The sequence below is a fragment of the Cupriavidus agavae genome, assembly GCF_004217045.1.
GTDB classification, from domain to species: Bacteria; Pseudomonadota; Gammaproteobacteria; order Burkholderiales; family Burkholderiaceae; genus Cupriavidus; species Cupriavidus agavae.
Genome location: NZ_SGXM01000001.1, coordinates 1,640,255 through 1,666,360 on the forward strand (window position 1 = coordinate 1,640,255; position 26,106 = coordinate 1,666,360).

Sequence of the window (26,106 nt, forward strand, 5' to 3'; positions counted from 1 at the left end):
GTACAGTTTGTGACAACGCAGTGCACAAATCCGGAACTGTGCTTGTTATTTGTGCATGGGACGCCGGATTCAGGAGTGCACGGCATAAAAAACGTCAAGAACGGCAAGGGGTTCTCCATCGTGCTTGCCATAGACAGCATTAAGTACGATATTGCTGGTTATGCCACGCAACAGCGCCTCTCCACTGCCGCCCGAAGTTGCCGCCCGCCTTGAAATGCTCGGGGCGCGGATCCGTGATGCCCGCCTGCGCCGGAAATTTCGGCAAGTCGACCTCGCCACCCGCACGAAGCTGTCCCGCTCCACGATCGAAGCGATCGAGCGCGGCAGCCCCGATACGGCGATCGGCGCCTATGCGCGCGCGCTGTGGGTCATGGGGCTCGACCGTGAGATCGACCTCATCGCTGATACCGCGCTGGACGCCGAAGGCGCGGCGCTGGAGTACCAGCCCGGCGAACGGCGGGTGCGGGTACGCAAGGGGTTGGACAATGACTTCTGAAGTCTGGGTCTGGGCCTGGCTTCCCCGCGATACCGAACCAACGCTGGCGGGACGCTTCGTTCATGCGCGGCTGGCGCGGGACGCCGGACTTCCCCGCTTCCTGGGCCGGTTTGTCTACGGACGCTCCTATCTGGCCAACCCCGACGCGCTGGCGCTCGATCCATTGCATCTGCGGCTCGCTGACACCACCTACGAGACCGTTGCACTTGGCGGCTTCTTCGGAGCGCTGCGCGACGCCATGCCCGACGACTGGGGCCGTTTCGTCATCGACCGGATGTGGGGCCGGCAGGAAGACGCAACAGGCTACCTGCTGAACGGCAATGGCGACCATATCGGCAACCTGGGCTTCAGCGCGTCGCGCGAGGCGCCGCCGGAGCGACCGGTCCTGCCCGAACTCGATGTCTTGAAGCCGGCGCGGCAGGTGCTGCTCGGCATGGCACTTCAGCGAGAACCTGACCCCGTCCTGCGAGGGCTGGTGCAGCCGAACACCAACCTGGGTGGCGCGCGGCCGAAGCTGACCATTATGGATGGCGGCAAGCAGTGGATCGCCAAGTTCCCGGCGCGCGAAGACCACGGTGCGCCGATGGCCCGCATCGAAAACGCGATGCTCAAGCTCGCGCGGGCGTGCGGCATCGACACCGCTCATGCCCGCGTCGTGGAGGATGACATCCTGCTTGTCGAGCGCTTCGACCGTGCGCTCGTCGCGGATGGCACCGGATGGCGGCGCGACGGGTTCCTGAGCGCCCAGACCGTTTTTCATGGCAATGTCGAGGTACAGGCATACAGCTTCCCGGGAAGTTATCCCCGGCTGGCCCGCGAGATGGCGCGTTTTAGCGAGGAGCCCGCCGCCGACCAACGGGAATTGTTCCACCGGATGGTCTTCAACTGCTGCATCTCGAATACCGACGATCACGAGCGCAACCACGGGTTCCTGGCCGCTGACACTCCCGGATTCTATGCGCTGTCCCCCGCCTACGACATGGTGCCGCGCCACCACGCGACCCGCAGGAAGGAGCATGCACTGGGAATCGGCCAGCATGGCGCAGTGGGGACCCGCGAGAACCTGCTTAGCGACTGCGAGGTCTTTGGCCTGACCCGGGCGCAGGCGCGCGAGATCCTCGAACGGGTCGAGCACACCGTGCAAGCCGACTGGGAACAAACCCTGCGGGATGAGGGGCTGGACGGCGCAGCCCTGGACGCGTGGCGCCCCTGTTTCGCGCCGCTGCCCGAGACGCTCTGATCCTCCACCTCCGCCGCCTACTCCGGCGCCTGCGGCGTAGCCGCGATGATGTCTTCCAGCTGGGCGCTCATGGGAATACCGAGCCGTTCGCCGGTGGGCAGGCGGTTCAGGAACCACTGCTTGTAGAGTCGTTCCAGCTCGCCCGAGGTGATCAGGTGGCGCACGGCGTTGTCGACTACGCTGGCGAACTGGGGGTCGTCGCGGCGCAGCATGATGCCGTAGGGGTCGTAGGACAGGAAATCGCGCGTCACCACGAATTGCTTGCCGGCGTCGGCGCGGGCCAGGAAGCCGTACAGCAGCACATCGTCGCCGGCATAGGCGGCCGCGCCGCCGTTGCGCAGCACTTCGAACGCGTCGGCGTGGTCGCGGGCGCGGATCAGCTTCACGCCCAGGTTGAAGCGCTGCGACAGTTGCTCGATGGAATCGGCGTTGGTCGTGCCGGCGGTGGCCACGACGGTCTTGCCCTTGAGGTCGCGGAACGCCTTGATCGGCGAGTTGCGCGGCACCATCAGCTTGGTGCCGGCCACGAAAATAACTGGAGAAAATGCGACGGTGCGCATGCGCTCGGCGTTGCGGGTGGTGGAGCCGCATTCGAGGTCGATCCTGCCCGAGGTCATCGCGTCGAAGCGGTTTTCGGAGGTCACCGGCACCCACCGGATGGCCAGTTCCCGGCTGATCTCGGCGGCGGCGGCGCTGACGATGGCCTGGCAGATATCGATCGAGTAGCCGATCGGCCGTTTTGCCTGGTTAAGGTACGAGAACGGCAGCGACGATTCGCGGTAGCCGATCACGAGCGTGCCGGTGTCGCGCGCCTTCTTCAGCGTGCCGGCCAGCACCACCGGTTCGGGCGCGGTGGTCTGGGCCGCCGCCATCGGCGCCAGCACGGCCAGCCATGCCGCCAGCACCGCCGGGAGGGTAAGGCGCCACGCGCGCATCGCGTCAGGCTCCCGCCGATTCGGGCTTGGTGCCGGGAATGTCCTTTTCCGTCTCGGGCACCGGCCCCGTGGTCAACTGCCCCTCCCACTTGGCCACCACGGCGGCGGCAATCGAGTTGCCCACGGCATTGGTGGCCGAGCGGCCCATGTCAAGGAACTGGTCCACGCCCATGATCAGCAACAGCCCCGCCTCGGGAATGCCGAACTGGTTCAGCGTGGCCGCGATCACCACCAGCGAGGCGCGCGGCACCCCGGCCATGCCCTTGGACGTGAGCATCAGCAACAGCAGCATCGTGATCTGCGTGGCCATCGGCAGGTGGATGTCGTACGCCTGGGCGATGAACAGCACCGCAAACGTGCAGTACATCATCGAACCGTCCAGGTTGAACGAGTAGCCCAGCGGCAGCACGAAACTGGAGATTTTACGATTCACGCCGAAGCGGTCGAGCGAGTCGAGCAGCTTGGGATAGGCCGCTTCCGAGCTGGCCGTCGAGAACGACAGCAGGAACGGCTCGCGGATCAGCCGGATCAGCTCGAACACGCGCCGGCCGAGGAACACGAAGCCCGCCAGCGCCAGCAGCCCCCAGAGCACGAACAGCGCCAGATAGAAGCTGCCCATGAACTTGGCGAACGTGATCAGGATGCCCAATCCCTGCGTGGTCACCGTGGAGGCAATCGCCGCGAACACGGCCAGCGGCGCCATCCACATCACCGCGCCGGTGATCTTCAGCATGATCTGCGCCAGATCCTCGATCACGGCGGCCATGCGCTGGCCGCGCTCGCCCAGCGTGGAAATGGCGGTGCCGAAGAAGATCGAGAACACCACGATCTGCAGGATCTCGTTGTTGGCCATCGCCTCGGCCACCGATTTCGGCACCAGGTGCGAGATGAAATCCTTGAGCGTGAACGCGTTGGTCTTGAGGTTGGTGGCGGCGCCCACGTCCGGCAGCGGCAGGCCGATGTTGATGCCCGGCTGCAGCAGCGTGGCCATGATCAGCCCCAGCGTCAGCGAGACCAGCGAGGCCGTGATGAACCAGGCCAGCGCCTTCACGCCCACGCGCCCGACGGTGCTGGCGTCGCCCATGTGGGCAATGCCCATGACCAGCGTGGAGAACACCAGCGGCGCGATGATCATCTTGATCAGCCGCAGGAACACATCGGTGATGATCGAGATGTAGCCGGCGATGTCCTTGGCCACCTTCGGGTCGGGGAACGCGGTATTGCACGCGTAGCCCACGGCGGCGCCGAGCACCATCGCAATCAGGATCCAGGTCGTGATACTTGACTTGCTCATGGCGTCTCCAGGGATGGACCGATGGCTCCCGCGCCGGGGCACGTGGATAACCATAGGTCGCAGAAGCGCCAAAACGCAAATCGCTACGCAAACCCGGATGCACTCCCGGCGCCCCGGGGTGCCGCCGGTAGCACCTCGCACGCGCCGGGTGGCGGATGGTGCCCAACGCTAACGCTTCTGCCAGACCCGCAGGCCGAACAGCGGCAGCACGCCATAGATGTGATCGAAGAGGTCCGACTGGATCTGCTCGAAACGCTCCCAGCGCGTGTCGTTGACGAACAGGAACACTTCGAGCGGCAGGCCCTGGCTGACCGACTGCACGTGGCGCACCACGAGCGGCAGGTCCTGCCGGATGGCGGGATGCTGGCGGAAGTAGCCCAGCATGTAGCGGCGCAGCAGGCCCAGGTTGGTCAGGCGTGGCTCGCCGGGCTCCGGCGTCAGCGGCACGCGCAGTTCCGCGTGGCTGGCCAGTTGCGCCAGCAGTGCATCGTCGCAGAAGCGCACGCTGTCGGCATCCACCGGGATGCTGTGCCGCACCCGGCGCGCACCGCCTTCGAGCATGCCGCGCCAGTTCCTGACGCCGTTGGTCAGCAGCACATAGCTCGGCAGCGTGATGATCGTGTTGTCGAAGTTCTGCACCTTGATCGTGTTCAGCGCGATGTCGGTGACGACGCCATCGGCCACGTAGCCGGGCACCTCGATCCAGTCGCCGATGCGCAGCATGTCGTAGGCGGCCAACTGGATGCTGGCGACAAAGCCCAGGAGCGAATCGCGGAACACGATGATCAGCAGCGCCGTCATCGCGCTGACGCCGGTCAGGAAGTACGCCGGCGAGCGCCCCAGCAGCAGCGACACGATGCTGATGAACGCCACCAGGTACAGCACGATGGCGGCCACCTGCAGGAAGCTCTTGATGGGCCGCGTGGCGGCATGCGGAAAATGGCTGTAGCGGTCCTCGATGCTGGCCAGGAACGCAAACCCGGCGCGCAGCCCCGCCACCACCATGAAACAGGCCGCCAGCACGGCCACCGGCTTGCCGAGCATGGCGATCAGCGGAAACGTGAGGCCGGAGAGCAGCGGCGCCGACAGGAAGACGATCAGCGCCGGCACGATCGGCGCGAGCCGGTGGAACACGCGGCGCTGGGCCGCGGCCCGCAGCCACTTGCGGTGCTCGCCCCGCGCCAGCCTTCCCACGGCCCAGAGCAGGACCCAGCGCGTGACGTAGTAGCACAGCACGCTGGCCAGCACGATGGCGAGCAGCAGCCCGGCCACCAGCAGGATGGCCACCGGCAGGCTGTCGGTCTGGGCGTACAGATGGCGCGATCCATCTGGCCCGGTCACGATGCGGAAGATGTCTCCGGACATGGCACCTCGCGGCCGCCGGCAAATGGCGGCAATGTGGCGGTGGACCGGCCACCTTGACCGATCGCCCCGCCCGCTTCGGTGCGCTGGCATACACGGCGATACAAAAACCCGCCTTCCGCCACACATCGCCGATACGCGCGGCCAACACCATGGGTCCGGTTCAGACGCCCCGCTCAGTCCCCATGCGCGAAGATTCCCATCCGCCGTTCGATGAAGTCGAGCACTTCGAGCACCGCCGCGGGCAGTGGCCGGCCGGCCTTGACCAGCAGCCGCGCCTGGGTGCCGCGGAACAGCGGATGGTCGATCGGCACCGTGGCCAGGCTGCCGGCGGCCACCTCGCGGTAGGCCGCGAACTGGCCGATCAGCGTCACGGCATCGCCATTGGCCACGAACTGCTTGAGCGCCGCCAGCGAGTTGCTGACCAGCGTGGGCCGGATCGAGATGTTCTCGGCAAATTCCAGCATCCGCGCCGCGTGCCCGATGCCGTAGGACTCGGGCATCAGCGCCAGCGGGTACTCCAGCACCTCGCGGATCGTGGCCGGGCCGCCGCGCAGCGCCAGCGGATGGCCGTTGCGGGCCAGCAGCACCACGGGCTGGGCCGAGCTGGCCCGATGCTCGATGCGCGGATGCAGCGGCGGGTTGTAGGCCAGCCCGATATGGGCGCGGCTCTCGGCCACCTCGTCGAGCACGTCGTCCACGGGCAGGATCTCCATGCGGATATCGACCTTCGGGTACTGGGTGCAGAACGGTGCGATGACCTCGTTGACCAGCGCGTCGACATAGCCCTCGCTCAGCACGATCCGCACCGTGCCCTGCTGCAAGCCCTTGAGCGCGTGCAACTGGTCTTCGAGCTTCTCCTGGTGCGAGCGGTAGCCGCGCCAGAACTCCAGCAGATGGGCGGCGGCCTCGGTGGGCCGCACCCCGCGCGGCAGGCGCTCGAACAGCGTCGTGCCCAGTTCCTCCTCCAGCAGCCGGATCTGCCGCGTGATCACCGAGGGCGACGTGTTCAGGCTTTCCGCAGCGCCCCGGATCGTGCCGTGCGCCAGGACTTCGCGGAAGTACCGCAGCCGTTGCTGATTGATTTCCCGCATGTTGCCGTCTCGATGTCGATCATGAATCACTTCGAACCGGCGTGGCCGCGTGCCGTTGCCCTGGCAAGAACGAAGTGTGGACTTTGTTGCTGTTGGTGCAAGTCTAAGCCGCTGCCACTATCCAAGCCAATCCCACAACCATCACAACGCTTCGGAGACTGGCAATGTTAGTGATGTCGAACCCCGGCGCCCTCGACGGCACCACCGCCCTCTACAACAAGATCAACCTGCGGCTGCTGCCGTTCCTGCTGGTCTGCTACCTGTTCGCCTACCTGGACCGCGTCAACATCGGCTTCGCCAAGCTGCAGATGCAGTCCGACCTCGGCTTCTCGGACGCCGCCTACGGCGTGGGCGCCGGCATCTTCTTCATCGGCTACGTGCTGTTCGAGATCCCGAGCAACCTGATGCTGCCCCGTGTGGGCGCCCGCAAGACGTTCAGCCGCATCCTGGTGCTCTGGGGCATCACCTCGGCGTGCATGATGTTCGTGCGCGACGTGCCCACGTTCTACGCCATGCGCTTCCTGCTGGGCGTGTTCGAAGCCGGCTTTGCGCCCGGCATGATCTATTACCTGTCGTGCTGGTACGGCCCGCAGCGCATGGCCCGGGCGATTGCCATCGTGTTCCTGGCCGGCCCGATCGGCGGCATCATCGGCGGCCCCGCGTCGGCCTGGCTGATGACCTCGCTGGCCGGCCACGGCGGCCTGGCCGGCTGGCAGTGGATGTTCCTGGTCGAGGGGCTGCCCTGCCTGCTGCTCGGCGTGCTGGCGCTCAAGCTGGTGCCGGACCGCCCCGCCGATGCCACGTGGCTGACCGCCGACGAAAAGCGCCTGCTCGAACAGGAACTGGCGGTGCCGGCCGCGCACAAGCACTCGTTCGGCGCCGTGGCGCGCGACCCCAAGGTCTACGTGCTGGCCACGGCCTACTTCTGCGTGATCGCCGCCATCTACGCGCTGAGCTTCTGGCTGCCGACGCTGATCAAGGCGCAGGGCGTGGCCGATACCGTGAAGCTGGGCTGGTACACGGCCCTGCCCTACCTGGGCGGCGCCATCGGCATGGTCTACATGGGCCGCCGCTCGGACCGCAAGGGCGAGCGCCGCTACCACGCCGCCGTGCCGGCGCTGGCCGGTGCCGCGCTGCTGGCCGGCTCCACGCTGGCCGACGGCCACCTGTTCGTGACGCTGGCGCTGCTGACGCTGGGCACCACGGCGCTGTGGATGACCTACACGGTGTTCTGGGCCATGCCGCCCGAGTACATCAAGGGCCCGGCAGCGGCCGGCGGCATCGCGCTGATCAACACCATCGGCCTGTCGGGCGGCTTCTGGGGACCGGCCATCATCGGCTGGGCCAAGACCGCCACCGGCAGCCTGCACCCGGGCGTCCTGGTGATGGCCGCCATGCCGCTGGCCGCCGCGCTGATCATCCTCGCCAACAAGCTTCCCTCGCGCCGCTGACGTGCGCTTTACACCCCATAACAGGAGAACCCCATGCTGCTGCACCTTTCCACCTGGTCCGAAGTCGATCAATTCCTCAAGCGCAGCCAGACCATCGTGATCCCGATCGGCTCGAACGAGCAGCACGGCCCCACGGGCCTGCTCGGCACGGACTGGCTGTGCCCCGAGATCATCTGCCGGGCGGCCGAGACGCAGGGCGACATCCTCGTGGCCCCCACCTTCAACATCGGCATGGCGCAGCACCACCTGGGCTTTGCCGGCACGATCTCGCTGCGGCCCACCACGTTCATCGCGGCCATCATGGACTGGGTACATTCGCTGTCGCGCCACGGCTTCAGGAAGATCCTGTTCCTGAACGGCCATGGCGGCAATGTCGCCTCGATCGAGGCCGCGTTCTCGGAGATCTATGCCGAGTCGAGCTTCGCCGGGCGCCGTGCCGGCTTTGCGCTGAAGCTCTGCAACTGGTGGGATCTGGAGGGGGTGAACGAGCTGGCGCGGGACATGTTCCCGACCGGACACGGCGCGCACGCCACGCCGTCGGAGATCGCGGTCACGCAGTTCGCGTTCCCGGACACGATCAAGCATGCCGACTATGCGCCGAAGATCGCCCCGTCGGGCCCGATCCGCGAGGCCCTGGAGTTCCGTGGCCGGTTCCCCGATGGCCGCATGGGCTCGGACCCGGGCCAGGCCACGCCCGAGAAGGGCCGCGCCCTGGTGGAACTGGCCGCGCGCAGCCTGCTGACCGAACTCGCGGCGTTCACCAACGAGTCCGTGCCGGCCTGATGCGGGAGGGGCGCAGGCCCCTCAGGCTTTCTCGCGGTGGATCGACAGCGGGCCGAACGACTGCGTCACCGGCATGACTTCCACGAAGTTGATGTTCACGCGGGCGGGCAGCGTCGCGGCCCAGAACACGGTCTCGGCGATGTCCTCGGGCGTCAGCGCATCGGCGCCTTCGTAGGTCTTCTCCACACGCGACTGGTCGCCGTCGAAACGCACCGACGAGAACTCGGTGCCGCCAACCAGCCCCGGCGCCACGTCCGTCACGCGGACGCGCGTGCCGGTCAGGTCGGCGCGCAGGTTCAGCGAGAACTGGCGCACGAACGCCTTGGTCGCCCCGTAGGTATTGCCGCCGGGGTAGGCATAGGCGCCCGCCACCGAACCGATGTTGACCACGTGGCCGCGGTTGCGCGCCACCATGCCGGGCAGCACGGCGCGCGTCATGTAGAGCAGGCCCTTGATATTGGTGTCGACCATCGTGTCCCACTTGTCGAGGTCGGCGGTCTGCGCCGATTCCAGCCCCCACGCCAGCCCGGCGTTGTTCACGAGCAGGTCCACCTCGGCAAAGCCGGCCGGCAACCCGGCCACGGCGGCGGCCACGGCGTCACGGTCACGCACGTCGAGCACGAGCGGCAGCACCTTGTCGCGGCCCAGCGCGTCGGCCAGCGCTTCGAGCCGGTCTTCCCGGCGTCCGGCGGCAATGACGCGGTGGCCGGCTTCGGCAAAGCGGCGCGCAATGGCAGCGCCAAATCCTGCGGTGGCGCCAGTGACGAATACGATCATGGTTGCTCTCCAGCATCTAACGGGTTCGGGTGGCGATGGTACACCGGGTTGCGGGAGAGGGTATGCGGGTTGCTCATCACTCCGCCCGCCACCCTCCGCTCGTCGCCACCATCGTCTGGGCCAGTTCCATCGTGCCGCTGCCCTTGACCACGCGGGCCAGCACCGGAAACGCCTGCTGGACCCGCGCATCGCCGGCCCATGGCGCGGCGTCGAGCGTATAGGTGTAGCGGACCGTCGTCACGGGCCGCCCGGCGTTGTCGCGCGCCGCCTGTGGCTTGTCCCAGCCGGTGACCCTGGCCAGCCGCACATGGCCGTAGCACAGGTCGGGCGTCTCTCCCGCGCCATGCGCCGCGGTCTTCGGGTGGGCGTTGACGAACGAGCGGCCCTTGTCGGTCAGGCCGTAGCGCAGCGCCTTGACCGTTTCGCTGGACCCGTCCTGATGCTTCAGCGTCATCTCGGCCGGCACGTGCGCCACCAGCCCGGCGTGTTCGAGCGCGGGCATCTGGATGCCGTCGCGCATCTGGGCGGCCACCGGCAGGTCGGGCACGTCGACCGGCCACTCGTGCCGGCCGATGCAGAGGTCACCATGCGCGGCGAGCTGCTGCTCCAGTCCGGCACGGAAATTGGCTTCGGTCGCCGCGTCGGGATGGCCGCAGCCAGCCAGCAGCGCGATGCCGCCGGCGACGGCGGCGCAAAGTTGGATCGTTTTCATCTCGGTATCACGGGTTGCGCACGGGCGTGCCCGAATGCCCTGCGGCGAACTCGGCGGCGGCACGGGCTACGGTGTTGGTCTGCCGGGCGGCCTGCGCGGGCGGCACGAAACCATCGGTCAGGGTCTTCAGGAACGTGACCAGATCCTGCATCTCGGCATCGGTCATCGGCGGCTTGCTGCCCGCGCGCCGCTGGTCCAGCGGCATCTGTCCGTCGAGATTGGCGCGGTACTGCGCCGGCAGGTCGTCGAACTTGTTCACGCGGCCCCTGGCATCGCGCGGGTACCAGTTGCCGGGCGCCGTGTCGCGCGTGTTGTAGAAGCGCACCACGTCTTCCAGCGAATGGAATACCCCGTTGTGCATGAACACGTGCCGCGTGGCCACGTTGCGCAGCACCGGCGTCTTGAACATGCCGCACGTTTCCTTGGCGCCCTTGTCCTTGCCTGGCCGATGATCGGTGCGCAGCGGCCCGCACAGGCCCAGGTCGAAATACTTCGGGTCGGCGTTGGCCGGTATCTCGCGGTTGCGGGGCACGCCGATGGCCGCGAAAGAGTAGTCGCTGGTCATGTCCTGGCTGCCGTCGTTGCCCCCGCCCAGCAGGTGGCAGGCCATGCAGTTGCCCTTGTTGGGATCGAGGAACACGCGCAGGCCGCGCAGTTCGGCATCGGTCAGCGCGCCGCCCACCTTGTTGGTGCGGTAGCGGTCGAACTTGCTGCTGTAGGGATGGAAGCTGCGGTCTTCCACCTGGAACGCCTGCAGCGCGGCGCCCACCAGCGAAAAGGCCCGCTCGGTGTCGTCGAACGCCTGGGCGCCGTAGGCTTGCCGGAATGCGCCGGCATGGGGGCCGCGCCGCACCGCCTCGACCACGGCCGCCTTGCTGGCCGCCGCCATCTCGTTGGGCGCCAGCAGCGGAATGGCCGCCTGCTCGGCGATGGTGTTGGCGCGTCCGTCCCAGGTCAGGCCGCCGCCGGGACCGGGCGCGCTGATCATGTCGGGGTTCTCGAACGTGTCGGAGTAGGCGTTGGTGTACTCCTTGTACATCAGCGTGGGCACGGCGCGCGTGCCCGGTTGCCGCCCGTCGCTGCCGCCAAGCTGGACGGACAGATCGTTGGCCGGCGCGAACGCATGGTTCGGATCGTGGCACGTGGCGCACGACATCTTGCCCGAGCCCGACAGCGACGGATCGAAGAACAGCCTGGCGCCGACCTGCGCGGCAGGCGTCAGCGGGTTGGCCGGGGCCGGCGCGGCCGGATGTGCCACCTGCACGGCGGCTGCCTTGGGCAGCACGGCGGCGTGGGCCGGTGCGTGCGATGCCGCGTCGGAGGGCTTGCAGCCCGCCAGTGACGCCGCGCACGCTGCCGCCAGCAGGCTGGCGGCGAGAATGGGAAAGCGCATGATGCTCGGAGAACGGTAGCGACGGAATGGCGGCGGCAAGCGCCGGAGCGCCCGCCGCCGCCGCGCGTGCATCAGGACTTGATGGCCCAGATGCTGGTCTGCGTGGCATCCGGCCCCGCGGCCGTGTTGCCGCCGCTCAGCGAGCCGCTGCCGCTGACGCCCTTCGTCGCCCCGCCCGAGACCAGATCGCCCGACTGCACCACGTACTTGTGGTTCATCGGCCGGACCGAGTCGAAGTGGGTGTTGGCGCTGCCCGAGTACTCGGCCAGGTTGGCCAGGTTCTGGGCGATGTACTTCTCGGTGTACTTCGAGCGGTTCATGTACGACGTGGCCACGCCGGGGTCAGCCAGCGCGAACATGTCCTGCATCGTGCGCACGAACGAGAAGTGGCTGTAGGCGTCGGAGTCGATGACCTGCTTCGGCGCGTTCGGCTGGTTGGTCAGCAGCGAGAAGATGGTGGGACCATCGCCCTTGTTGCCGCCGTTGTAGCGCGCCACGGCCGTGTTGATGCCCTCGCCCAGCGGCCAGCCGCTGGTGGCGCCGCCGCCCACGTTCCAGCCGCAGCACGACGAGCTGCCGTAGAAGCTCGACCCTTCGTCGAACAGCATGACGATGGCCGAGCGCCGGCTGGTGTTCTTCCAGACCGGGCTGGCCTTGATGGTCTCGACGAGGTATTTGGCGTAGGCGTCGCCGCGCTTGATGCCGGCCGCGGCGTTGGTGCAGTCCGCCACCGCCGAACCCGTGCCGTGGATGTCGTCGCACTGGTCCGGCACGATGTAGTTCAGCGCGCCGATGTCGCCGCTCTTGAGGTCATCCTCGAACTGGTGGGTGTTCCAGGTGATGCCCTTGCCCTTGGCGTAGGTATCGATGGCCGCATCCCACTGGCCGCCGCCAACCGTGCGGTTCAGGTTCCGGAAGAAGTCGGGACGGTTGCGCACCTCGTCGAAGTTCACCGCCGGGTGGTGCTTGGTCTTGTACAGGCTGGCGATCATCGGCTCGGTGGCGCCCAGCCCGGACGTCACGTTGACGGCCGTGATGGCCGCGTTGCCGGCGCCGTCGCGGCGCGGGTCCTGGCCCGGGTCCATCGACTCGCTGTAGACACGCGTGGGCATGCCAACGTTGTAGAGCGCCGTGAACAGGTTGCGGCGGCCCTTGAGGTTGTGCACCTTGGTGTCCGCGTTGCAGGCGTTCAGCGGCACGTAGACATCGGTGGGCTGGTTGGCCGTGTCGCCGGCCGGCAGGCAGTTCCACGCGTTGTCGTCGGCCACGCCCCAGTCGTCGGCGCTGGCCAGCGAAATGTAGTTCGGCTCGCTCGGGTTGCCGGTCGAGAAGTAGTTGGCGGCCTTGTTGCCTTCCTGGTTCAGGTACTTGTAGAAGTTCGGATAGGCCGGGTCGTCGATGGTCTGGTTGCTGTGGTTCTCGAACACCACCACGAACAGGTGGTCATAGCGCGGGATGCCTTCCGGGTTGAACGCGGCGTCCTGGGCGGCCTGGATCGTGCTCACCGGATCGGTGGCGGCGTCGCTGGCGTAGCCCCGGTCGAGAATCGCCGAGGCCAGCTGGTAGCGCGTGGCGAGCGTGTTTGCTTCGGACAACAGCGCGGCCGAGGCGCGGGCATCGGCTACCTTGGCGGGCAGTGCCAGCACGTCGTCGGGCGCGACCGTGACGTCGGCGGTGCCGCCGGTCAGGCTCAGGCGGGCCGCGATGGCTGCCTTGGCATCGGACACGCTCAGGTGCTCGGCTTCGGTCAGCCGCACCACTTCGGTCGACAGCGGGCTCAGCGCCACCGTGGCGCCGTTGGCGGCCTGGTCCGGCACGCTGCGCAGCACCATCTTGCCGGCCACCCTGGCGGTGCCGCCGCTGGCGTCGGTGTACGTGGCATCGGTGTCGACCACGGCCACGAGGCTCGCAGCCGCCGTGGTCAGCTTGAAACTGCCGTCGGCCGCCGAACGGGTGGACGGCTCGCCGTTATCGCACGCGCCATTGCCGTTGGTGTCGGCGCAGACCGTGGCGTTGGCGTAGACGGTGGGCACGATCTTCTGCTGCACGTCATCGCCGGTGGTGCTTTTGGCGTAGTCGACGCCGCTGGCCGACGATGCCGCGAAGCCCGTGGGGTTCCTGAGCGTGGTGCCGCCCACTACGCCGCTGACCGTGGCGGCCGGCGTGGTGCCGCCGGTGCCGCTGTTGCCGGATGAGGTGGAGCCGTTGTTGTCGTCGCCGCCGCAGGCGGCAAGCATGGCCGCCGCCGCGAGCGCGGTCAGCAGCGGTACAAAGCTGGAGTGTTTTGGATGCATGTTCTGGCTTCGCCTGGACAAGGGCGAGAATTTTTAGTGGGAGGTAGGACACCGCGTCATGGTGGGCATGACTGCAGCGGCCCCGATCCTAGAAGCCGAATATGACGTTTTGATTGCGTCGCATGTATCGGCGTTGACGCATCAAGTTACGGAATATTTCAGCGCCAGACCCCGTTGGCAGAAGCGTCCGATTGGCGCATATTTGCGGCCTTCTGAAGCCATCCGGGGCCCGCCACCTTTCAACTGCTGAAAGGTTCTTGCCTCCGTCTCCATGTCATCGACCGCCGCCCGCCAACTCGCCACTGTCCATTTCTCGAACGAACTGCGCGACTGGATCGTCAATGCGCTGCGGCGCGGCGGCCAGCCCGACGAGATCGTGCGCGCGCTGGCTGCGCAGCGCTTCGACGCCGGGGTAGCCCGCGATCTGGTCGATGCCTTCGGGCGCGTGCTGCGCGAAGGCGGGGCCATGCCCGAGGGCAGCCTGACCATCGCCCGGCAGGCTCCGCAGCCTGCCGCACCCCGGCTGCCGCGCGCCACGGTGCTGCATGGCGGCGACCGCAACGTATCGGTGCTGACACGCCACGACAAGCCCGTGGTGGCCGTGCTGGAGGCGGTGCTGACCCATGCCGAGTGCGACTCGCTCATCGCCGCCGCGCGCCCTCGCCTCGCAGCCTCGACCATCACCGATCCGCAAACCGGCGAACAGGTGGTCAGCCCCGACCGCACGAGCCGGGGCATGTTCTTCCGGCTGGCGGAAACGCCGCTGCTGGCACGGCTTGACGCCCGGATCTCGGCGCTGATGCAGATGCCGGTGGCGCATGGGGAGGGTCTGCAGGTGCTGCACTACACCGCCGGCGCCCAAAGCCGCCCGCACTTCGACTTCCTGATGCCGAACAATGCCGCCAACCAGGCGTCGATCGCCCGCAGCGGCCAGCGCGTCAGCACGTTGGTGATCTACCTGAACGAAGTGGCCGAAGGTGGCGAGACGGTGTTCCCGGAGATCGGCCTGTCAGTGGTGCCGCGCAAGGGCAACGCGGTGTACTTCGAGTATTGCGACAGCCAGGGGCAACTCGACGGCCGCACGCTGCACGCGGCAGCCGAAGTCATGCGGGGGGAGAAGTGGGTGGCGACGAAATGGATGCGGGAGCGGATGTTCGTGGCGGCGCAGGGGTAGCTTCGGCTTTTTCTCCGCTCTCCCAGTGGGACAGCGGAGAAAACCAGAGTGGGAGAAAACCTACCTCTCCACCACGCCCTTCGCAAACCCTGCAAACATCACCCCCAGCGCGCCCCACAGCACCGCCTGGATGCCGAACGTCGCCATGCGGTACTGCCACAGCAGCGTCGCCGGGAAGTGGTCGGGCACCTCGTCGATGCCGGGCAGCAGCGCGTGTCCCAGCAGCGCCAGCACGACGAACACCGCGCCCGCGCCCAGCCAGGCGTGCCAGGCATCGCGGCGCGCCGCGAGCTGGCGGGCGACGATGACCGCCACCACCATGGCCGCCAGCGACAGGCCGATCATCGTGAAGAACAGCCCGGTACGCAGGCCGATGGTCGACGGATCGCCGATGGCCGGCGGATTGGGCGGATACTTCAGGAACGGCACCAGCACGATGGCCACGAAGCCCAGCCCGGCCATCAGCAGCGCCGTGGCGCGGGCGCCCAGCGCTCCGATGCGGCCGTAGACGTAGGCGAAGGCCAGCGCGAACAGGCCGCCCACGGCGGCGCCGAACACGCCAAGGCCGACGAACAGGCCCAGCCCCGACTGGGTCTCGCGGCTGACCAGTTCGGGCATCTCGTGCTGATGGCTGCCGCCCATCGCGTGGGCCATCTGTTCCTCGAACGCGATGGCGCGGTCCACCTGGGGCTCGCCCACCATGTGGGCAAAGACGAAGGCCAGCACGCTGGCCAGAAAGCCCGCGAGCATGCCGCGGACCAGCAGGTCTCTCACCATGTGGCTACCCGCTCAGTGGCAGGGAAAGCCAAGCAGGTGCCGGCCGTCATGGACGAACTCGTGCACGTACATGGTGTTGAAGATCGCCGCGGCGCCCTCTTCCACACCGACGAAGTAGATCGCCAGCAGCATCAGCATGCCGCCGAAGATGGCCCAGGGCAGCAGTTCGCCCAGCGGAATCGAAACGGGAACGACGGCCGGTGCGGCCGGGTGGTGAAGCGTGGCTTGCATGGAAGCTCCTGGAGGATGACGCGTCCTGTGGCGGATGGATCGATCGATGCGGAGGTCTGGCTTGTCTTCCCGCCCGCCGCCGTCTGGCAGAAGGGCTGGTTGATATACAGTGGCGCGACCGCGCCGGAATTGCACCGGCTTCCCCGCATCGAGAGTCCGCGCATTATAGACCGCTCCCACCGCAAGATGGCCACTTCCGCCCGCCCCGGCCCTGTCCGCCTCACGTTGCTCTGCCCGCCCGCCACGGCGGCGCTGCGTGCCGGACGCTTCCCCGACGATGACCCGCTCGACGCCGCCGGACTGGCGCTGCTCGCCGCCGCCCCGGCCGTGCACGCTGACCGGGTGCTCTGCAGCCCGGCGCGCTGCGCCCGCGAAGCCGCCGCCGCGCTGGGTCTGGCAGCCACCGTCGCACCCGATTTGCGCGAGATCGGCCATGGACGCTGGACCGGCCAGTCGCTGAAGGCCGTGGCGGCAGATGAGCCGGCATTGCTGTCGGCGTGGCTGTCCGAGCCCGATTTCGATGGCCACGGCGGCGAATCGATCGCCCATGCGGTGGCGCGCGTGGCGCGCTGGCTGGCCGGCCACCCGTTCGGCGAGGAGCATGCGCTCGTGATCGCACCCGCCAGCATCGCCCGCGCCATCGTGGTAGCGGCGCTCGAAGCGCCGGTGCGCAGCGTCTGGCAACTCGAACTGGCGCCCCTGACCGTGGCGCGGCTGGCCGGCGGACCGGGCCGCTGGCGGCTCGCGGCGCTGGGGCTGCCACTCTCAGGCGGCTAGAGCAGCACGGTCAGCAGCTTCAGCAGCGTCTCCTTGACCGGAAACTGGCCCGCCACCAGCAGCAGCATCGGCAGCGCGGCCGGCACGGCGATGGCCAGCAGCACCCCCTTGTTGAGGATCACGGGCCGGATCCTGGTCACCGACTCGTAGAGCGTCTGGGTATCGGCCGTGGCGCCCAGTTCGTTCGCGTTGAGCATGGCGTCGTCGTCGAGCCCCGCCTCGCCCGCCAGCCAGCGGCGCTGCACCTTGCGTCCGTGCTCGGACAGCAGTACGCCATAGTCCAGCATGGCCTCGCGCTTCAGGCGCAGCAGCGACGGCGTGAAGCACAGCAGCGGCATGGCCACCAGCACGATCAGCACCAGCGCGAGCAGCACCATCTGGACGTAGAGCGAAGGCACCGGCACGTCGTGATACTCGACGAGGTGCGCCCACGACGCCGCCACCACGGACGACACCGCCAGCGTGAACGGCCCGAACACGGCCGGCAGCCGGGCCAGGAATCCGAGCCCGCCCACGCGGTCCGGGTGGCTCGGCACCAGGCGCAGCGGCAGCCGCGCAATGCGGACCAGCACCACCGACGCCAGCACCAGCCGCCAGACCCACGCCAGCAACAGCACCGAGAACAGCGGCCGGACCACCAGCAGCAGCCACCATGCCCCGAACGTCCGGGCGGAACGGTCGCCCGCCCAGGCAATCTCGTCCGGATTCGGCGCCATCAGCACGGTGGTGGTCCAGACCACGACCAGTCCGCCGATCACGACCCACGGATAGGCCCGGTCCCGCAGCCGCATGCCGCCCGCGATCACCTCGCGAAAGCGCGGGACCAGCGCCTCGCCGACGATTCCCGTCCGGACGAACTGGGCGAAGCACAGCGGCACCATCCGCTGCGCCAGCGCCTCGCCGAACACCATCAGCGGGATGGCGACGAGGCAGCGCACATGCACGCCGTAGTGGCCCAGCAACGGCTCCCCGGGCCCGCCCGGCAGCATCCGGCCGGTGCCCCAGGCCCACACCACCAGCGGCAGCCAGCCCAGCATGCTGTAGAACAGCGCACGCCGGCCAATGCCCAGGCCGGCCGGCGGGATCAGGCCGACCCGGCGCTGCAGGTGGAACAGCAGGTCATCGCGGACGAGGGAGAAGGACTGGATGTCCGCGTGGCCTTGCGACGTTGGATTCATGGCGGTTCCTGGACGCCGCAACGCGGCCGATCGATGGTCGGTCATTCGGCATCGGCGCAGAAGTGAATCTTTTAATTTCTGCCTGAAACGGATTGGGATGCCGGCCCGACCGCCGTACACTGCCGGCATGTCTTATCCCCCCGCTCCGCCATCCACCCCCACCGCCCTGTTCTGGAGCGGCGAGACCCTGCGCAGCCGGCGCGTGGCCCAGACCGTGCTGGCCGGCCGGATCGGGATTCCGCCGCTCCCGCCGCGCCTGCTGGCCGACTGGCAACGCGAGATCTCGGCGCGGATGGTGCTGGAGCCCGGCGATGTCGAGGTCATGCCGCTGGCGCGTGCCCGCGTGCGCTGGCCGGAGTACCGCGCGTGCGTGGAGGCTCTGGCGGCATGGGCGGCCACGCTGGGCCTGCCCGGCCTGCCCGGACTCGGTGACGTGGCGCTGATGGTGTGCCGGGGTGCGCGCTATCACCATGACGGCGGGCAGTATGCCGGCGCGGCGTTCTGCAACCTGTTCCTGAGCGAAGACAAGGGCCAGGACGTCCATTTCCCCGGACTCGACCTGCGCGTCCCGCTGGCACCGGGTACGGCGCTGATCTTCGACACCTGCCAGCCGCACGGCGTGATCCCGCGCACGCGCGGGCATTTCGCGCCGGCCGATTTCCCCGACGGGCGCGACGACACGCAGGTGTTCCTGACCTGGGAGTTGCCGATCGAGCACCCGCCGCTGGCCGCCGCGCTCGGCATCGCGTTTGACCCGGCATCGCGCGCCCCGTCGCAGGAAGCAGACGAAGGGCTGTGGCTGGACGGCAGCCGGGCCGAAGTCTGCCCGGCGACGGGCGCCTGGCTGCGCTAGGCCGCGCTATCGCGTCACTTCGTGCAGCGCGTCCTGCCAGTCCGCCACGAAGCGGCCGATGCCGAAGCGTTCCTGCGCCGTCCGGGCCGCCGCCCGGCCCCAGCGCTCCGCCATCCGCGGGTCTTCGATCAGGCCGCGCATCGCATCCACCAGCCCCTCCACGCGGGTATCCACGTAGCCGTTGACCCCGTTGCGGATCACGGTCGCCAGTTCCGTGGTGGCCAGCCCCACGACCGGCATGCCGATCGTCATCGCCTCCACCACGGCCAGCCCCAGGCTGGTATAGCGGATCGGATGGAAGAAGAAGCGGTAGCGCGCCATGAACGCGGCAAGCTCCGGATTGGCGACCTCGCCGATGCCGCCCGACGCCCGCGCGTCCATGCCGACCAGATCGAGCGCCACGTGGCGGCGTGCGTGGTCGAACACATCGGCACCGAGCCGCCGGCCACGCCGCGCAAGGTGGTTGACCACGCTGATGCCGCGCGCAAGCTGGCCCGTATAGCGCACGGACGGGTCCACCACCACGCCGTGGTCGATCACGCGCACCGGTGTGACGCCGCTATCCCACATCAGCGCGTTGAACGGCGTCACGTGCACCAGCAGCACGTTGGGGTCCTGCACCGGGTGGCGCGTGTTGGTAGGGTGCTCCTGCGGAGGGTCGTGTTCGAGGTAGATCGTCGGCAGCCGTCGCTGGGCCGGGCTCAGCAACATCTCACGGTCGCTGGCCCAGTGGTCCCGGTGCTGGTACAGCACGCAGTCGAACGCCGTCTCGCGCACCCTGTCATGCGGCACCTCGTGGACGTTGCCGCCCCACGGCAGTTGCCCGCCCACGCCGGCGTAGCCCGGCGGGTATCCCGGTTTCGTCACGACATGGAAGTCGTGCGGCACCTGCGAGAGGTAGTAGAGATAGTTGCCGTGGACATGCCACGTCAGGATGCGCAGGCGCTCAGGCATGGTGGAAGGGCCGCTCCGCAAGTTGGGTCGCCGTCTCGGCAACGGTGTCCGCTTCGATGCGCAGCGCGCATTCGTGGCCATACGGGCAGGACTGCCACGCGCAGGGCCGGCACGGCGGGTGGTACGCGAGCACCCGGTGCAGCGTGTGGTCCAGCGGCGCCCAGCGCCCGCTGTCGCTCCCGCACGACACCACCACGCTCGGCGTGCGCACCGCCGCGGCAATGTGCGAAGCCCCGGTATCGTTGCAGAGCAGCAGCCGCGCGTGGGCGACCAGCGCGGCCATTGCCCCGAGCGACGTCCTGCCGCACAGGTTGACCACCGGCCCGCCAATCAGCGCGCAGAGCCGGGCGTCCAGCGCGGCCTCGTCGGGCGCCCCGGTCACCACCACGCGCCAGCGCCGCTGCAACTGCCGCGCCACGTCGGCGAACCGCTCGACTGGCCAGCGCCGTGACAGCATGCGCGCGCCCGGATGGATGCAGACGAACTCCCCGTCGCGCAGCCCGAACTCGGCGGCCAGCCGCCGCCAGCTCTCGGCATCGTGCTCCTGCAACGGGAACGACAGCCGCGTATCGGCCGACGGATAGCCCAGCGCCTCGGTCAATGCCAGCAGGCGGCTGATCTCGTTGCCTCCCGGCCACGGCACCCAGAGCCCCGGCGCCGCCGGCCGCGCGGCGCCACCCGGGAAGAACCCGCCCACGCGCCGCGCGCCCAGCCGGCTGACGATCTGGTTGGTCAACGTCCCGCTGCCATGGAGCTGGATCGCAAGGTCGAACTGCCGCGCGCGTGCCGTCTCGAAGAACCGCTGCAAGGCGGCGTCGCCGCCATCAGCCTGTTCCGGCAGGCCCGGCGCACCGGGGAATGCAAGGAAATCGTCCAGGAGGCTGGCGTAGCGCCGCGCGAAGTCGTGCGCCCAGGGCAACCCCACCAGCGTGATCTGCGCGCCGGGCTCGCCCCGCCGCAGCGCCGCCAGCGCGGGCACGGCCACGAGCATGTCGCCGAGTTGCAGGGCGCGGAAAACGGCGATCCGGCGTTTGGCAGTGGCGGCCATCAGAGAAACCCCGTGCGAAAGGCCAGCGCGCCGCGCAGCCGCCAGTACAGCGACAGCGGCGGAATCACGATCGACGTTGCCAGCATCTCCAGCACATGCGGCAACGTCCACGACGCGCCGCGCAGCCGGCGCAGGCAGAACGCACCGGTCAGCACCAGCCAGACCGTCCCCGCCATCGCCGCCACCTGCACGCTGCCGGCCAGCGTGGCGCCGATGGCCACCAGCGCCGCCAGCACGATCGCGTAGTAGTCCCAGGGCGGCACGCGCCGGATGCGGGCACGGTACAGGCGCGGATGCTTCTTGAACAGCAGCGCGTCGAAGAACACCCTGGCCTGCGCGGCCGCGCTGCTGCCCCAGCGCGCGGGCCGCACCGGATGCTCCACGACCGCGCCGCCGATTCGTCCCACGGGCCCCACCTGCTGTTCGAGCCGGAACTGGAGGTCCGAATCCTCGCGCCACGCCCGCGTGAAACGTTCGTCGAAGCCGCCCACGCGTTCGAACGCCGACCGGCGCACGAAACAGTTGGCGGTCACGAACTCGGCCTCGGCCAGACCACCGGTATCGCGCTCATGGTCGGTGGGCCGTTGCGGCAACGGCACCACCACGCGGCCGGCCGCCGCGCACCACGCCGGCAGGGCCGCCAGCGCGAGGTAGCCCTCGCGTACCCAGTCGGGCGACGGAATCGTGTCGTCGTCGGTAAACGCCAGCAGTTCGCCGCGCGCCAGCGTGGCTCCGGCGTTGCGCGCCCCGGCCGGACCCTGCGTACGCACCACGGCCGTGTAGCGCAGCGCCAGCCCCGGATGCGCCGCAGCCAGCCCGGCCACGAGGTCGGCGATGCGCGGCTCGCAGCCATCGTCCGCCACGATGACCTCGAAGCCCCGCCGGTCCATGCGTTGCGCGCACAGCGCCAGCAGGCAGCGCCGCAGCAAGTCCGGGCGCCGGAACGTGGCGATGACGACCGACACGATCGGCTCAGGCGGACGCATGGGGCTTCTCCAGCAGGAACGAGCCGATGACCAGCGCATCGAGCGGCGATGTCCAGAAGCACTCCACGGCGTCGCGCGGCGTGCAGACGATGGGCTCGCCGCGCGTGTTGAACGAGGTATTGACGAGGACCGGCACGCCGGTCAACTGCTCGAAGGCGGCCAGCACGTCGTAATAGATCGCGTTCTGGTCGCGCCGGACGGTCTGCACGCGCGCCGTGCCATCGACGTGCGTCACCGCCGGAATGCGTGCGGCCTGCTCCGGCAGCACGTCATAGACAAACAGCATGAATGGCGCGGTGCCGTCGCCGGGCTTGTCGGCGTGGAACCATTCGTCGAGCCGTTCCTCCATCACCACCGGCGCCACCGGCCGGAAATCCTCGCGGTCCTTGATCTGGTTCAGGCGCTGCTGCATGCCGGGATCGAGTGGCGACGCCAGGATCGAGCGCGCGCCCAGCGCACGCGGCCCGAACTCCATGCGTCCCTGGTACCAGCCGATGATGCGATTCTGCGCCAGCAGTTCGGCGGTCCGCGCGGGCACGTCATCGAGCTTGCGGTACGGCAGCCGGGCCCAGTCCAGGAACCCGGCGATCTCGTCGTCGCCGTAGGCCGGGCCAAGAAAGGCATGGTCCATCCACCAGTGGCGGGCGGGCCTGCCGCGCGCATTGAAATCGGTCCACAGCGCGGCCCCCAGCGCAGTGCCGGCGTCGCCCGCCGCCGGCTGCACCCAGACCGCGTCGAACGGGCTGCGGTCGCGCACGCGGGCGTTCATCACGCAGTTCAGCGCCACGCCGCCCGCCATCGCCAGATTCTGCTCGCCGGTCGCCCCGGCCAGCCACGTGGCCATGCCAACCACGGTCTCCTCCAGCACATGCTGCAGCGAATGCGCGATGTCGAAATGGCGCGCACCGAACTCGCTGCCGCGCACGCGCGCCGGCCCCAGCACCGCCGCAAGATCTGTCTGCGCCACGCGGTAGCCGCCCTCCCCGTCGCGGGTCACCATCTGGCGAAACGCGTCAACATAGGCGGGCTGGCCGTACGACGCCAGCGCCATCACTTTGTACTCGTCGGACGAATGCAGGAAGCCCAGGTGGCGGGTCACACGCTCGTAAAGCAGCCCGAGCGAATCGGGCAGCTCGATGTGCTTGATGCGGCGATAGTCGTGGCCGTCGAACACCCCGTAGCTGGTGGTCACGCGCTCGCCCCGGCCGTCCATCGTCAGCACTGCGCAGCGCGGAAACGGCGCCGCCAGGAACGCGCTGGCCTCGTGGCCCATGTGGTGCTCGACAAAATGCCAGCGGAACGGCCCGTCGTGGCGCACGCCGCCGAACCGCCCCGACAGGTGATGCGGCACCCCCGATGCCAACTGGCGCGGTGCGTTGACCACGTACGACAGGAACAACTGGTCCCACGGCGAGGTGGCCACATCGGCCTGGCCGTGTCGCGACGGTTCGAGCGGCAACACCAACGATTCGGCGCCCTTCAGTTCGCCCAGCAGCAGCGCCGGATCGTAGGAATAGGCCACATGGTCGAGCTCGGCCAGCGTGATGCCGGCTTCGCGCAGGCAGTAGTCGATGGCGTGGTAGGGCAGCTCCCAGGCGCTGAACGGCACCGGCCGCTTGCCGTGCTTGACATGGGTGAAGCGCTCGTCCTCGGCGGCCGCCAGCACGGCACCGTCGTGGACCAGACAGGCGGCGGAGTCGTGATAGACGGCATTAATGCCAAGTGTGTACATGCGCGGTCTCCTCGGCGAACGGTGGCGTATCGGACGCGAGCCCGGGCGCGGCGGGCACGGCGGGCACGGATGGCGCCGCAGCGGCGGCCGGCGGGTGCCACGGCATGGCGGTCTCGCAGGCTTCGCCGGCAAGCAGCGCCCGCGCGGCGTCGAGCACCTGCTCTACCGTCACCTCGCGCAGGCAGCGGTGGTGGCCCTGCGGGCAGGCACTCTTGTAGCAATAGCGGCATGGCACGTCATGGAACAGCACGCGGTGCGGCACCATCCACGGCGTGTGCTGCGGATTGGTCAGCGCGTAGAGATCGGCCACCGGCGTGCCCAGCGCGGCGGCAAGGTGCACCGGGCCGCTGTTGTTCGAGACCAGCAGGTCGGCACTGGCCAGCAGCGCGCCCATCTCGCCAAGCGAGAGCCGGCCCGCCAGCGGCACCACTCCGGCGCGCCCGGCCAGTGCGCAGACCTGCGCGACGATCCCGGCCTCGCCCGCCGAGCCGGTCACCAGTACCAGCGCGCCGGATTCGTCGGCCAGTTGCCGCGCCACCGCGGCAAAGCGTTCGGGCGGCCAGCGCCGCGAGGGCGCCGTGGCACCTGGATGCACCACGACATGGCGCCGCGCGCCCAGTTGGCGCAGCAGCGCGGCCACGCTGTCGCGGTCGGCATGGGCCAGCCGGAAACGCAGCCGGGGATCGCGCGTGGCCGCGCCCACCTGCGCCACGAGGTCGAGCTGCCGCTGTGCCTCGTGGCGTGGCGGACGGTGCGTGTCGAGGTTGGGCTCGGTATCGCGGACCCAGTCGCTCAGCAGCGCGTAAGGGTTCTCGCGGCAATGCGCCAGCCGCAGCGGAATGCCGGCCATGCAGCAGAGGATCGCGGCCGGCAGCGGGCTCTGGCTGTACACCGTGAAAATCACGGCGGCGTCGAACGACCGCGCCGCCAGCCGCGCCGCGCAGGCGGCAATGCCATCGGACACCTCGCGCGTGCCGGGTTGCGGATCGTGGCGCACCCATGGCGCATCCCAGGTCATGACATCGGCCACCATCGGCAGATGCGGCGCCAGTGCGGCGCAGGGGCGCGAGGTCAGCAAGGTCAGTTCGCGGCCCGGCAGGCTGTCGGCCAGCGCCTGCAGCGCGGGCGTGGTCATCAGCACGTCGCCCATGTTGTCGAGCCGCACGCACAGCACGCGCCGCGCCTGCTCCCAGCCTGCCCCGGAACCGGCCGTGCTCATGGCCGCTCCGACATCATGGGCGGCGACGGCGCCACGGGCAGCCCCGCTGCGATCACCTGCGCCGCGCGGTCGAGCGTGGGGACGATGAAGTCGGGCGTGCGGAACGGTCCCGGCATCCATTCGGTCTCGTTGCCGCAGTCCACCAGCACGGTATGGCAGCCGGCGCGGCCGCCCGCCTCCACATCGTCGAGGATGTCGCCAACCATCCACGATTTCGCCGGATTGCAGCCCAGCGCCGCGCAGGCGTGCCCCAGCAGCCCTGGCGCCGGCTTGCGGCACAGGCAGTGCATCGCATAGCGCGGCACCGACCCCGCCGGGTGGTGCGGGCAGTAGTGAAAGCCTGCCAGCCTGGCACCGTGGCGCGCGAACAGTTCGGCCAGCACGCGCTCCACGCGGGCCAGCGCCGCTTCGGGGAACAGCCCCAGCGCCACGCCGGGCTGGTTGCTGACCACGGCCAGCGGCATGCCCAGCCGCGCCAGGCGCCGCAGCGCGTCGCCAGCCGTGTCGGCCAGCCGGATCCGCGCCGGGTCCACGTTGTACGGCACGTCGTGCAGCAGCGTGCCGTCCTTGTCGAGCAGGATCGCGCCCGCCGCCTGCGGGCTCAGGGCCATGACGTCTCCTTCATCGGCAGCACCATGACCTCGGGGATCACGGTTTCCTCGGGCTGCGTCAGCACGAAGCGCACCGCGCGCGCCACGTTGGCCGGGTCCTGCAGCGTGGAAGTATCGATATCGGCGAAGCGGTCGAGCAGGAACGGCGTGCGCATGCCGCCCGCCACCACGGCCGACACCTTGATCCGGTGCGGCCGCAGTTCGGCGTGCAGCGCGTGCGAGAAGCCGAGGATGCCCCACTTCGTCGCGTGGTAGGCCGACGCATTGGGCCAGGCGCGCTTCGACGCCGTGGACGCAATGTTGACGATATGCCCGCCACCCTGCGCCTTCAGCAGCGGCACGGCGGCGTGCGCCAGCAGGTACGGGCCGTACAGGTTCACCATCAGCACGCGGCGCCACTGCCCGGTGTCCACTTCGTCCACGGGCAGCGTGATGTCGATGGCCGCATTGTTCACGAGCCCGTCGAGCCCCCCGCCCTCGCGGCCGATCTCGCCGAACAGCCGTTGCACGGCATCGGGATCGGCCACGTCCACGGCAAACGCGCGGGCCTGCGCACCGCTGTCGCGCAACGCGGCCGCGCTGCGCTCGCCGAGCGCTTCGTCCACATCGGCCACGTACACATGGGCGCCGGCCTCGCCGAGCATGCGGCAGATCTCGCTGCCCAGCCCCCGGCCGCCTCCCGTGACGAGGTAGCGCTTTCCTTCGAGCAACGGATCCTTGCCTTGCGTCTGCATC

General features: G+C 69.1%; 25 protein-coding genes and 1 riboswitch. Of the genes, 7 read left to right on the forward strand and 18 right to left on the reverse strand.

Annotated features, from left to right (window positions below):
• Positions 1-160 precede the first annotated feature (160 nt).
• Entirely contained in the window at positions 161-496 is a 336-nt protein-coding gene (locus tag EV147_RS07400) for a helix-turn-helix transcriptional regulator (RefSeq protein ID WP_130390449.1), read from the forward strand.
• Positions 486-1,736 (forward strand): type II toxin-antitoxin system HipA family toxin, encoded by a 1,251-nt coding sequence (locus EV147_RS07405; RefSeq protein ID WP_198680182.1) that lies wholly within the window; start codon positions 486-488, stop codon positions 1,734-1,736. The genes EV147_RS07400 and EV147_RS07405 overlap by 11 nt, the downstream gene beginning before the upstream one ends.
• A 17-nt stretch (positions 1,737-1,753) precedes the next feature.
• On the opposite strand, the gene EV147_RS07410 is transcribed toward EV147_RS07405, so the two are convergent.
• The 4 genes from EV147_RS07410 to EV147_RS07425 form a co-directional block, all read right to left on the reverse strand.
• Positions 1,754-2,671: an amino acid ABC transporter substrate-binding protein gene (locus tag EV147_RS07410; RefSeq protein ID WP_130390451.1), complete on the reverse strand. Its 918-nt coding sequence runs from the start codon at positions 2,669-2,671 to the stop codon at positions 1,754-1,756.
• 4 nt (positions 2,672-2,675) lie between these two features.
• Positions 2,676-3,965: a dicarboxylate/amino acid:cation symporter gene (locus EV147_RS07415; RefSeq protein WP_130390452.1), complete on the reverse strand. Its 1,290-nt coding sequence runs from the start codon at positions 3,963-3,965 to the stop codon at positions 2,676-2,678.
• 168 nt (positions 3,966-4,133) lie between these two features.
• Positions 4,134-5,330: a mechanosensitive ion channel family protein gene (locus tag EV147_RS07420; protein WP_130390453.1), complete on the reverse strand. Its 1,197-nt coding sequence runs from the start codon at positions 5,328-5,330 to the stop codon at positions 4,134-4,136.
• A 173-nt stretch (positions 5,331-5,503) separates the two neighbouring features.
• Complete coding sequence (locus EV147_RS07425) at positions 5,504-6,421, reverse strand: LysR family transcriptional regulator (RefSeq protein WP_130390454.1); 918 nt, start codon at positions 6,419-6,421, stop codon at positions 5,504-5,506.
• A 164-nt stretch (positions 6,422-6,585) separates the two neighbouring features.
• On the opposite strand from EV147_RS07425, the gene EV147_RS07430 reads away from it, so the two are divergent.
• Both EV147_RS07430 and EV147_RS07435 read left to right on the forward strand, forming a co-directional pair.
• Positions 6,586-7,872 (forward strand): MFS transporter, encoded by a 1,287-nt coding sequence (locus tag EV147_RS07430; RefSeq protein WP_130390455.1) that lies wholly within the window; start codon positions 6,586-6,588, stop codon positions 7,870-7,872.
• Between the two features lie 33 nt (positions 7,873-7,905).
• A complete protein-coding gene (locus EV147_RS07435; protein ID WP_130390456.1) occupies positions 7,906-8,655 on the forward strand; it encodes a creatininase family protein in 750 nt (249 codons plus the stop codon).
• Between the two features lie 21 nt (positions 8,656-8,676).
• On the opposite strand, the gene EV147_RS07440 is transcribed toward EV147_RS07435, so the two are convergent.
• From EV147_RS07440 to EV147_RS07455, 4 genes are all read right to left on the reverse strand, one after another.
• Positions 8,677-9,432 (reverse strand): SDR family NAD(P)-dependent oxidoreductase, encoded by a 756-nt coding sequence (locus tag EV147_RS07440; protein WP_130390457.1) that lies wholly within the window; start codon positions 9,430-9,432, stop codon positions 8,677-8,679.
• A gap of 76 nt (positions 9,433-9,508) precedes the next feature.
• Positions 9,509-10,144 (reverse strand): hypothetical protein, encoded by a 636-nt coding sequence (locus EV147_RS07445; RefSeq protein WP_130390458.1) that lies wholly within the window; start codon positions 10,142-10,144, stop codon positions 9,509-9,511.
• A 7-nt stretch (positions 10,145-10,151) separates the two neighbouring features.
• Complete coding sequence (locus EV147_RS07450) at positions 10,152-11,537, reverse strand: cytochrome-c peroxidase (RefSeq protein WP_235844621.1); 1,386 nt, start codon at positions 11,535-11,537, stop codon at positions 10,152-10,154.
• Between the two features lie 71 nt (positions 11,538-11,608).
• Positions 11,609-13,831, reverse strand: a complete 2,223-nt coding sequence (locus EV147_RS07455) for an alkaline phosphatase family protein (RefSeq protein WP_235844622.1) — start codon at positions 13,829-13,831, stop codon at positions 11,609-11,611.
• A 271-nt stretch (positions 13,832-14,102) separates the two neighbouring features.
• Here EV147_RS07455 and EV147_RS07460 point away from each other — a divergent pair, with 271 nt between their 5' ends.
• Entirely contained in the window at positions 14,103-15,005 is a 903-nt protein-coding gene (locus EV147_RS07460; RefSeq protein ID WP_130390460.1) for a 2OG-Fe(II) oxygenase, read from the forward strand.
• A 60-nt stretch (positions 15,006-15,065) separates the two neighbouring features.
• Here the strand turns inward: EV147_RS07460 and EV147_RS07465 are convergent, their stop codons facing one another.
• A complete protein-coding gene (locus EV147_RS07465; RefSeq protein WP_130390461.1) occupies positions 15,066-15,782 on the reverse strand; it encodes a CbtA family protein in 717 nt (238 codons plus the stop codon).
• A 12-nt stretch (positions 15,783-15,794) separates the two neighbouring features.
• Positions 15,795-16,013 carry a CbtB domain-containing protein gene (locus EV147_RS07470; protein ID WP_130390462.1) on the reverse strand — a complete coding sequence of 73 codons (219 nt, stop codon included), beginning with the start codon at positions 16,011-16,013 and terminating at the stop codon, positions 15,795-15,797.
• 33 nt (positions 16,014-16,046) lie between these two features.
• Positions 16,047-16,203, reverse strand: a riboswitch (cobalamin riboswitch).
• Between EV147_RS07470 and EV147_RS07475 the strand changes: the two genes are divergently transcribed.
• Entirely contained in the window at positions 16,200-16,790 is a 591-nt protein-coding gene (locus EV147_RS07475; protein ID WP_130390463.1) for a histidine phosphatase family protein, read from the forward strand. Its footprint overlaps the riboswitch before it by 4 nt.
• Here the strand turns inward: EV147_RS07475 and EV147_RS07480 are convergent.
• On the reverse strand, positions 16,787-17,968 hold the full coding sequence (locus tag EV147_RS07480; protein ID WP_130390464.1) for a hypothetical protein: 1,182 nt from the start codon (positions 17,966-17,968) through the stop codon (positions 16,787-16,789). The genes EV147_RS07475 and EV147_RS07480 overlap by 4 nt on opposite strands.
• Positions 17,969-18,095: 127 nt before the next feature.
• Here EV147_RS07480 and EV147_RS07485 point away from each other — a divergent pair, with 127 nt between their 5' ends.
• Positions 18,096-18,821, forward strand: coding sequence for a 2OG-Fe(II) oxygenase family protein (locus EV147_RS07485; RefSeq protein WP_198680183.1), 726 nt, complete (start codon positions 18,096-18,098; stop codon positions 18,819-18,821).
• Positions 18,822-18,827: 6 nt separating this feature from the next.
• On the opposite strand, the gene EV147_RS07490 is transcribed toward EV147_RS07485, so the two are convergent.
• From EV147_RS07490 to EV147_RS07520, 7 genes are read right to left on the reverse strand one after another with little or no spacing between them, the layout of a single operon-like run.
• On the reverse strand, positions 18,828-19,775 hold the full coding sequence (locus EV147_RS07490; protein WP_130390465.1) for a glycosyltransferase: 948 nt from the start codon (positions 19,773-19,775) through the stop codon (positions 18,828-18,830).
• Positions 19,768-20,823, reverse strand: a complete 1,056-nt coding sequence (locus tag EV147_RS07495; RefSeq protein ID WP_130390466.1) for a glycosyltransferase family 9 protein — start codon at positions 20,821-20,823, stop codon at positions 19,768-19,770. The genes EV147_RS07490 and EV147_RS07495 overlap by 8 nt, the downstream gene beginning before the upstream one ends.
• Entirely contained in the window at positions 20,823-21,809 is a 987-nt protein-coding gene (locus EV147_RS07500) for a glycosyltransferase family 2 protein (protein ID WP_130390467.1), read from the reverse strand. Before EV147_RS07500 ends, EV147_RS07495 begins: the two co-directional genes overlap by 1 nt.
• Entirely contained in the window at positions 21,796-23,541 is a 1,746-nt protein-coding gene (locus tag EV147_RS07505; protein WP_130390468.1) for a carbamoyltransferase family protein, read from the reverse strand. Before EV147_RS07505 ends, EV147_RS07500 begins: the two co-directional genes overlap by 14 nt.
• Positions 23,522-24,760, reverse strand: coding sequence for a lipopolysaccharide heptosyltransferase II (gene waaF / locus EV147_RS07510; RefSeq protein ID WP_130390469.1), 1,239 nt, complete (start codon positions 24,758-24,760; stop codon positions 23,522-23,524). The genes EV147_RS07505 and waaF overlap by 20 nt, the downstream gene beginning before the upstream one ends.
• Positions 24,757-25,371, reverse strand: coding sequence for a D-glycero-alpha-D-manno-heptose-1,7-bisphosphate 7-phosphatase (locus EV147_RS07515; protein ID WP_130390470.1), 615 nt, complete (start codon positions 25,369-25,371; stop codon positions 24,757-24,759). Before EV147_RS07515 ends, waaF begins: the two co-directional genes overlap by 4 nt.
• Positions 25,362-26,105: an SDR family oxidoreductase gene (locus tag EV147_RS07520; protein ID WP_130390471.1), complete on the reverse strand. Its 744-nt coding sequence runs from the start codon at positions 26,103-26,105 to the stop codon at positions 25,362-25,364. Before EV147_RS07520 ends, EV147_RS07515 begins: the two co-directional genes overlap by 10 nt.
• Between the last annotated feature and the right edge of the window lies 1 nt (position 26,106).

Excerpts from the sequence above, each read along its gene's own strand:
- EV147_RS07400 (WP_130390449.1), top strand. The coding sequence starts at position 161 with ATGCCACGCAACAGCGCCTCTCCACTGCCGCCCGAAGTTGCCGCCCGC.
- EV147_RS07405 (WP_198680182.1), top strand. The coding sequence starts at position 486 with ATGACTTCTGAAGTCTGGGTCTGGGCCTGGCTTCCCCGCGATACCGAA.
- EV147_RS07410 (WP_130390451.1), bottom strand. The coding sequence starts at position 2,671 with ATGCGCGCGTGGCGCCTTACCCTCCCGGCGGTGCTGGCGGCATGGCTG.
- EV147_RS07415 (WP_130390452.1), bottom strand. The coding sequence starts at position 3,965 with ATGAGCAAGTCAAGTATCACGACCTGGATCCTGATTGCGATGGTGCTC.
- EV147_RS07420 (WP_130390453.1), bottom strand. The coding sequence starts at position 5,330 with ATGTCCGGAGACATCTTCCGCATCGTGACCGGGCCAGATGGATCGCGC.
- EV147_RS07425 (WP_130390454.1), bottom strand. The coding sequence starts at position 6,421 with ATGCGGGAAATCAATCAGCAACGGCTGCGGTACTTCCGCGAAGTCCTG.
- EV147_RS07430 (WP_130390455.1), top strand. The coding sequence starts at position 6,586 with ATGTTAGTGATGTCGAACCCCGGCGCCCTCGACGGCACCACCGCCCTC.
- EV147_RS07435 (WP_130390456.1), top strand. The coding sequence starts at position 7,906 with ATGCTGCTGCACCTTTCCACCTGGTCCGAAGTCGATCAATTCCTCAAG.
- EV147_RS07440 (WP_130390457.1), bottom strand. The coding sequence starts at position 9,432 with ATGATCGTATTCGTCACTGGCGCCACCGCAGGATTTGGCGCTGCCATT.
- EV147_RS07445 (WP_130390458.1), bottom strand. The coding sequence starts at position 10,144 with ATGAAAACGATCCAACTTTGCGCCGCCGTCGCCGGCGGCATCGCGCTG.
- EV147_RS07450 (WP_235844621.1), bottom strand. The coding sequence starts at position 11,537 with ATGCGCTTTCCCATTCTCGCCGCCAGCCTGCTGGCGGCAGCGTGCGCG.
- EV147_RS07455 (WP_235844622.1), bottom strand. The coding sequence starts at position 13,831 with ATGCATCCAAAACACTCCAGCTTTGTACCGCTGCTGACCGCGCTCGCG.
- EV147_RS07460 (WP_130390460.1), top strand. The coding sequence starts at position 14,103 with ATGTCATCGACCGCCGCCCGCCAACTCGCCACTGTCCATTTCTCGAAC.
- EV147_RS07465 (WP_130390461.1), bottom strand. The coding sequence starts at position 15,782 with ATGGTGAGAGACCTGCTGGTCCGCGGCATGCTCGCGGGCTTTCTGGCC.
- EV147_RS07470 (WP_130390462.1), bottom strand. The coding sequence starts at position 16,013 with ATGCAAGCCACGCTTCACCACCCGGCCGCACCGGCCGTCGTTCCCGTT.
- EV147_RS07475 (WP_130390463.1), top strand. The coding sequence starts at position 16,200 with ATGGCCACTTCCGCCCGCCCCGGCCCTGTCCGCCTCACGTTGCTCTGC.
- EV147_RS07480 (WP_130390464.1), bottom strand. The coding sequence starts at position 17,968 with ATGAATCCAACGTCGCAAGGCCACGCGGACATCCAGTCCTTCTCCCTC.
- EV147_RS07485 (WP_198680183.1), top strand. The coding sequence starts at position 18,096 with ATGTCTTATCCCCCCGCTCCGCCATCCACCCCCACCGCCCTGTTCTGG.
- EV147_RS07490 (WP_130390465.1), bottom strand. The coding sequence starts at position 19,775 with ATGCCTGAGCGCCTGCGCATCCTGACGTGGCATGTCCACGGCAACTAT.
- EV147_RS07495 (WP_130390466.1), bottom strand. The coding sequence starts at position 20,823 with ATGGCCGCCACTGCCAAACGCCGGATCGCCGTTTTCCGCGCCCTGCAA.
- EV147_RS07500 (WP_130390467.1), bottom strand. The coding sequence starts at position 21,809 with ATGCGTCCGCCTGAGCCGATCGTGTCGGTCGTCATCGCCACGTTCCGG.
- EV147_RS07505 (WP_130390468.1), bottom strand. The coding sequence starts at position 23,541 with ATGTACACACTTGGCATTAATGCCGTCTATCACGACTCCGCCGCCTGT.
- waaF (WP_130390469.1), bottom strand. The coding sequence starts at position 24,760 with ATGAGCACGGCCGGTTCCGGGGCAGGCTGGGAGCAGGCGCGGCGCGTG.
- EV147_RS07515 (WP_130390470.1), bottom strand. The coding sequence starts at position 25,371 with ATGGCCCTGAGCCCGCAGGCGGCGGGCGCGATCCTGCTCGACAAGGAC.
- EV147_RS07520 (WP_130390471.1), bottom strand. The coding sequence starts at position 26,105 with ATGCAGACGCAAGGCAAGGATCCGTTGCTCGAAGGAAAGCGCTACCTC.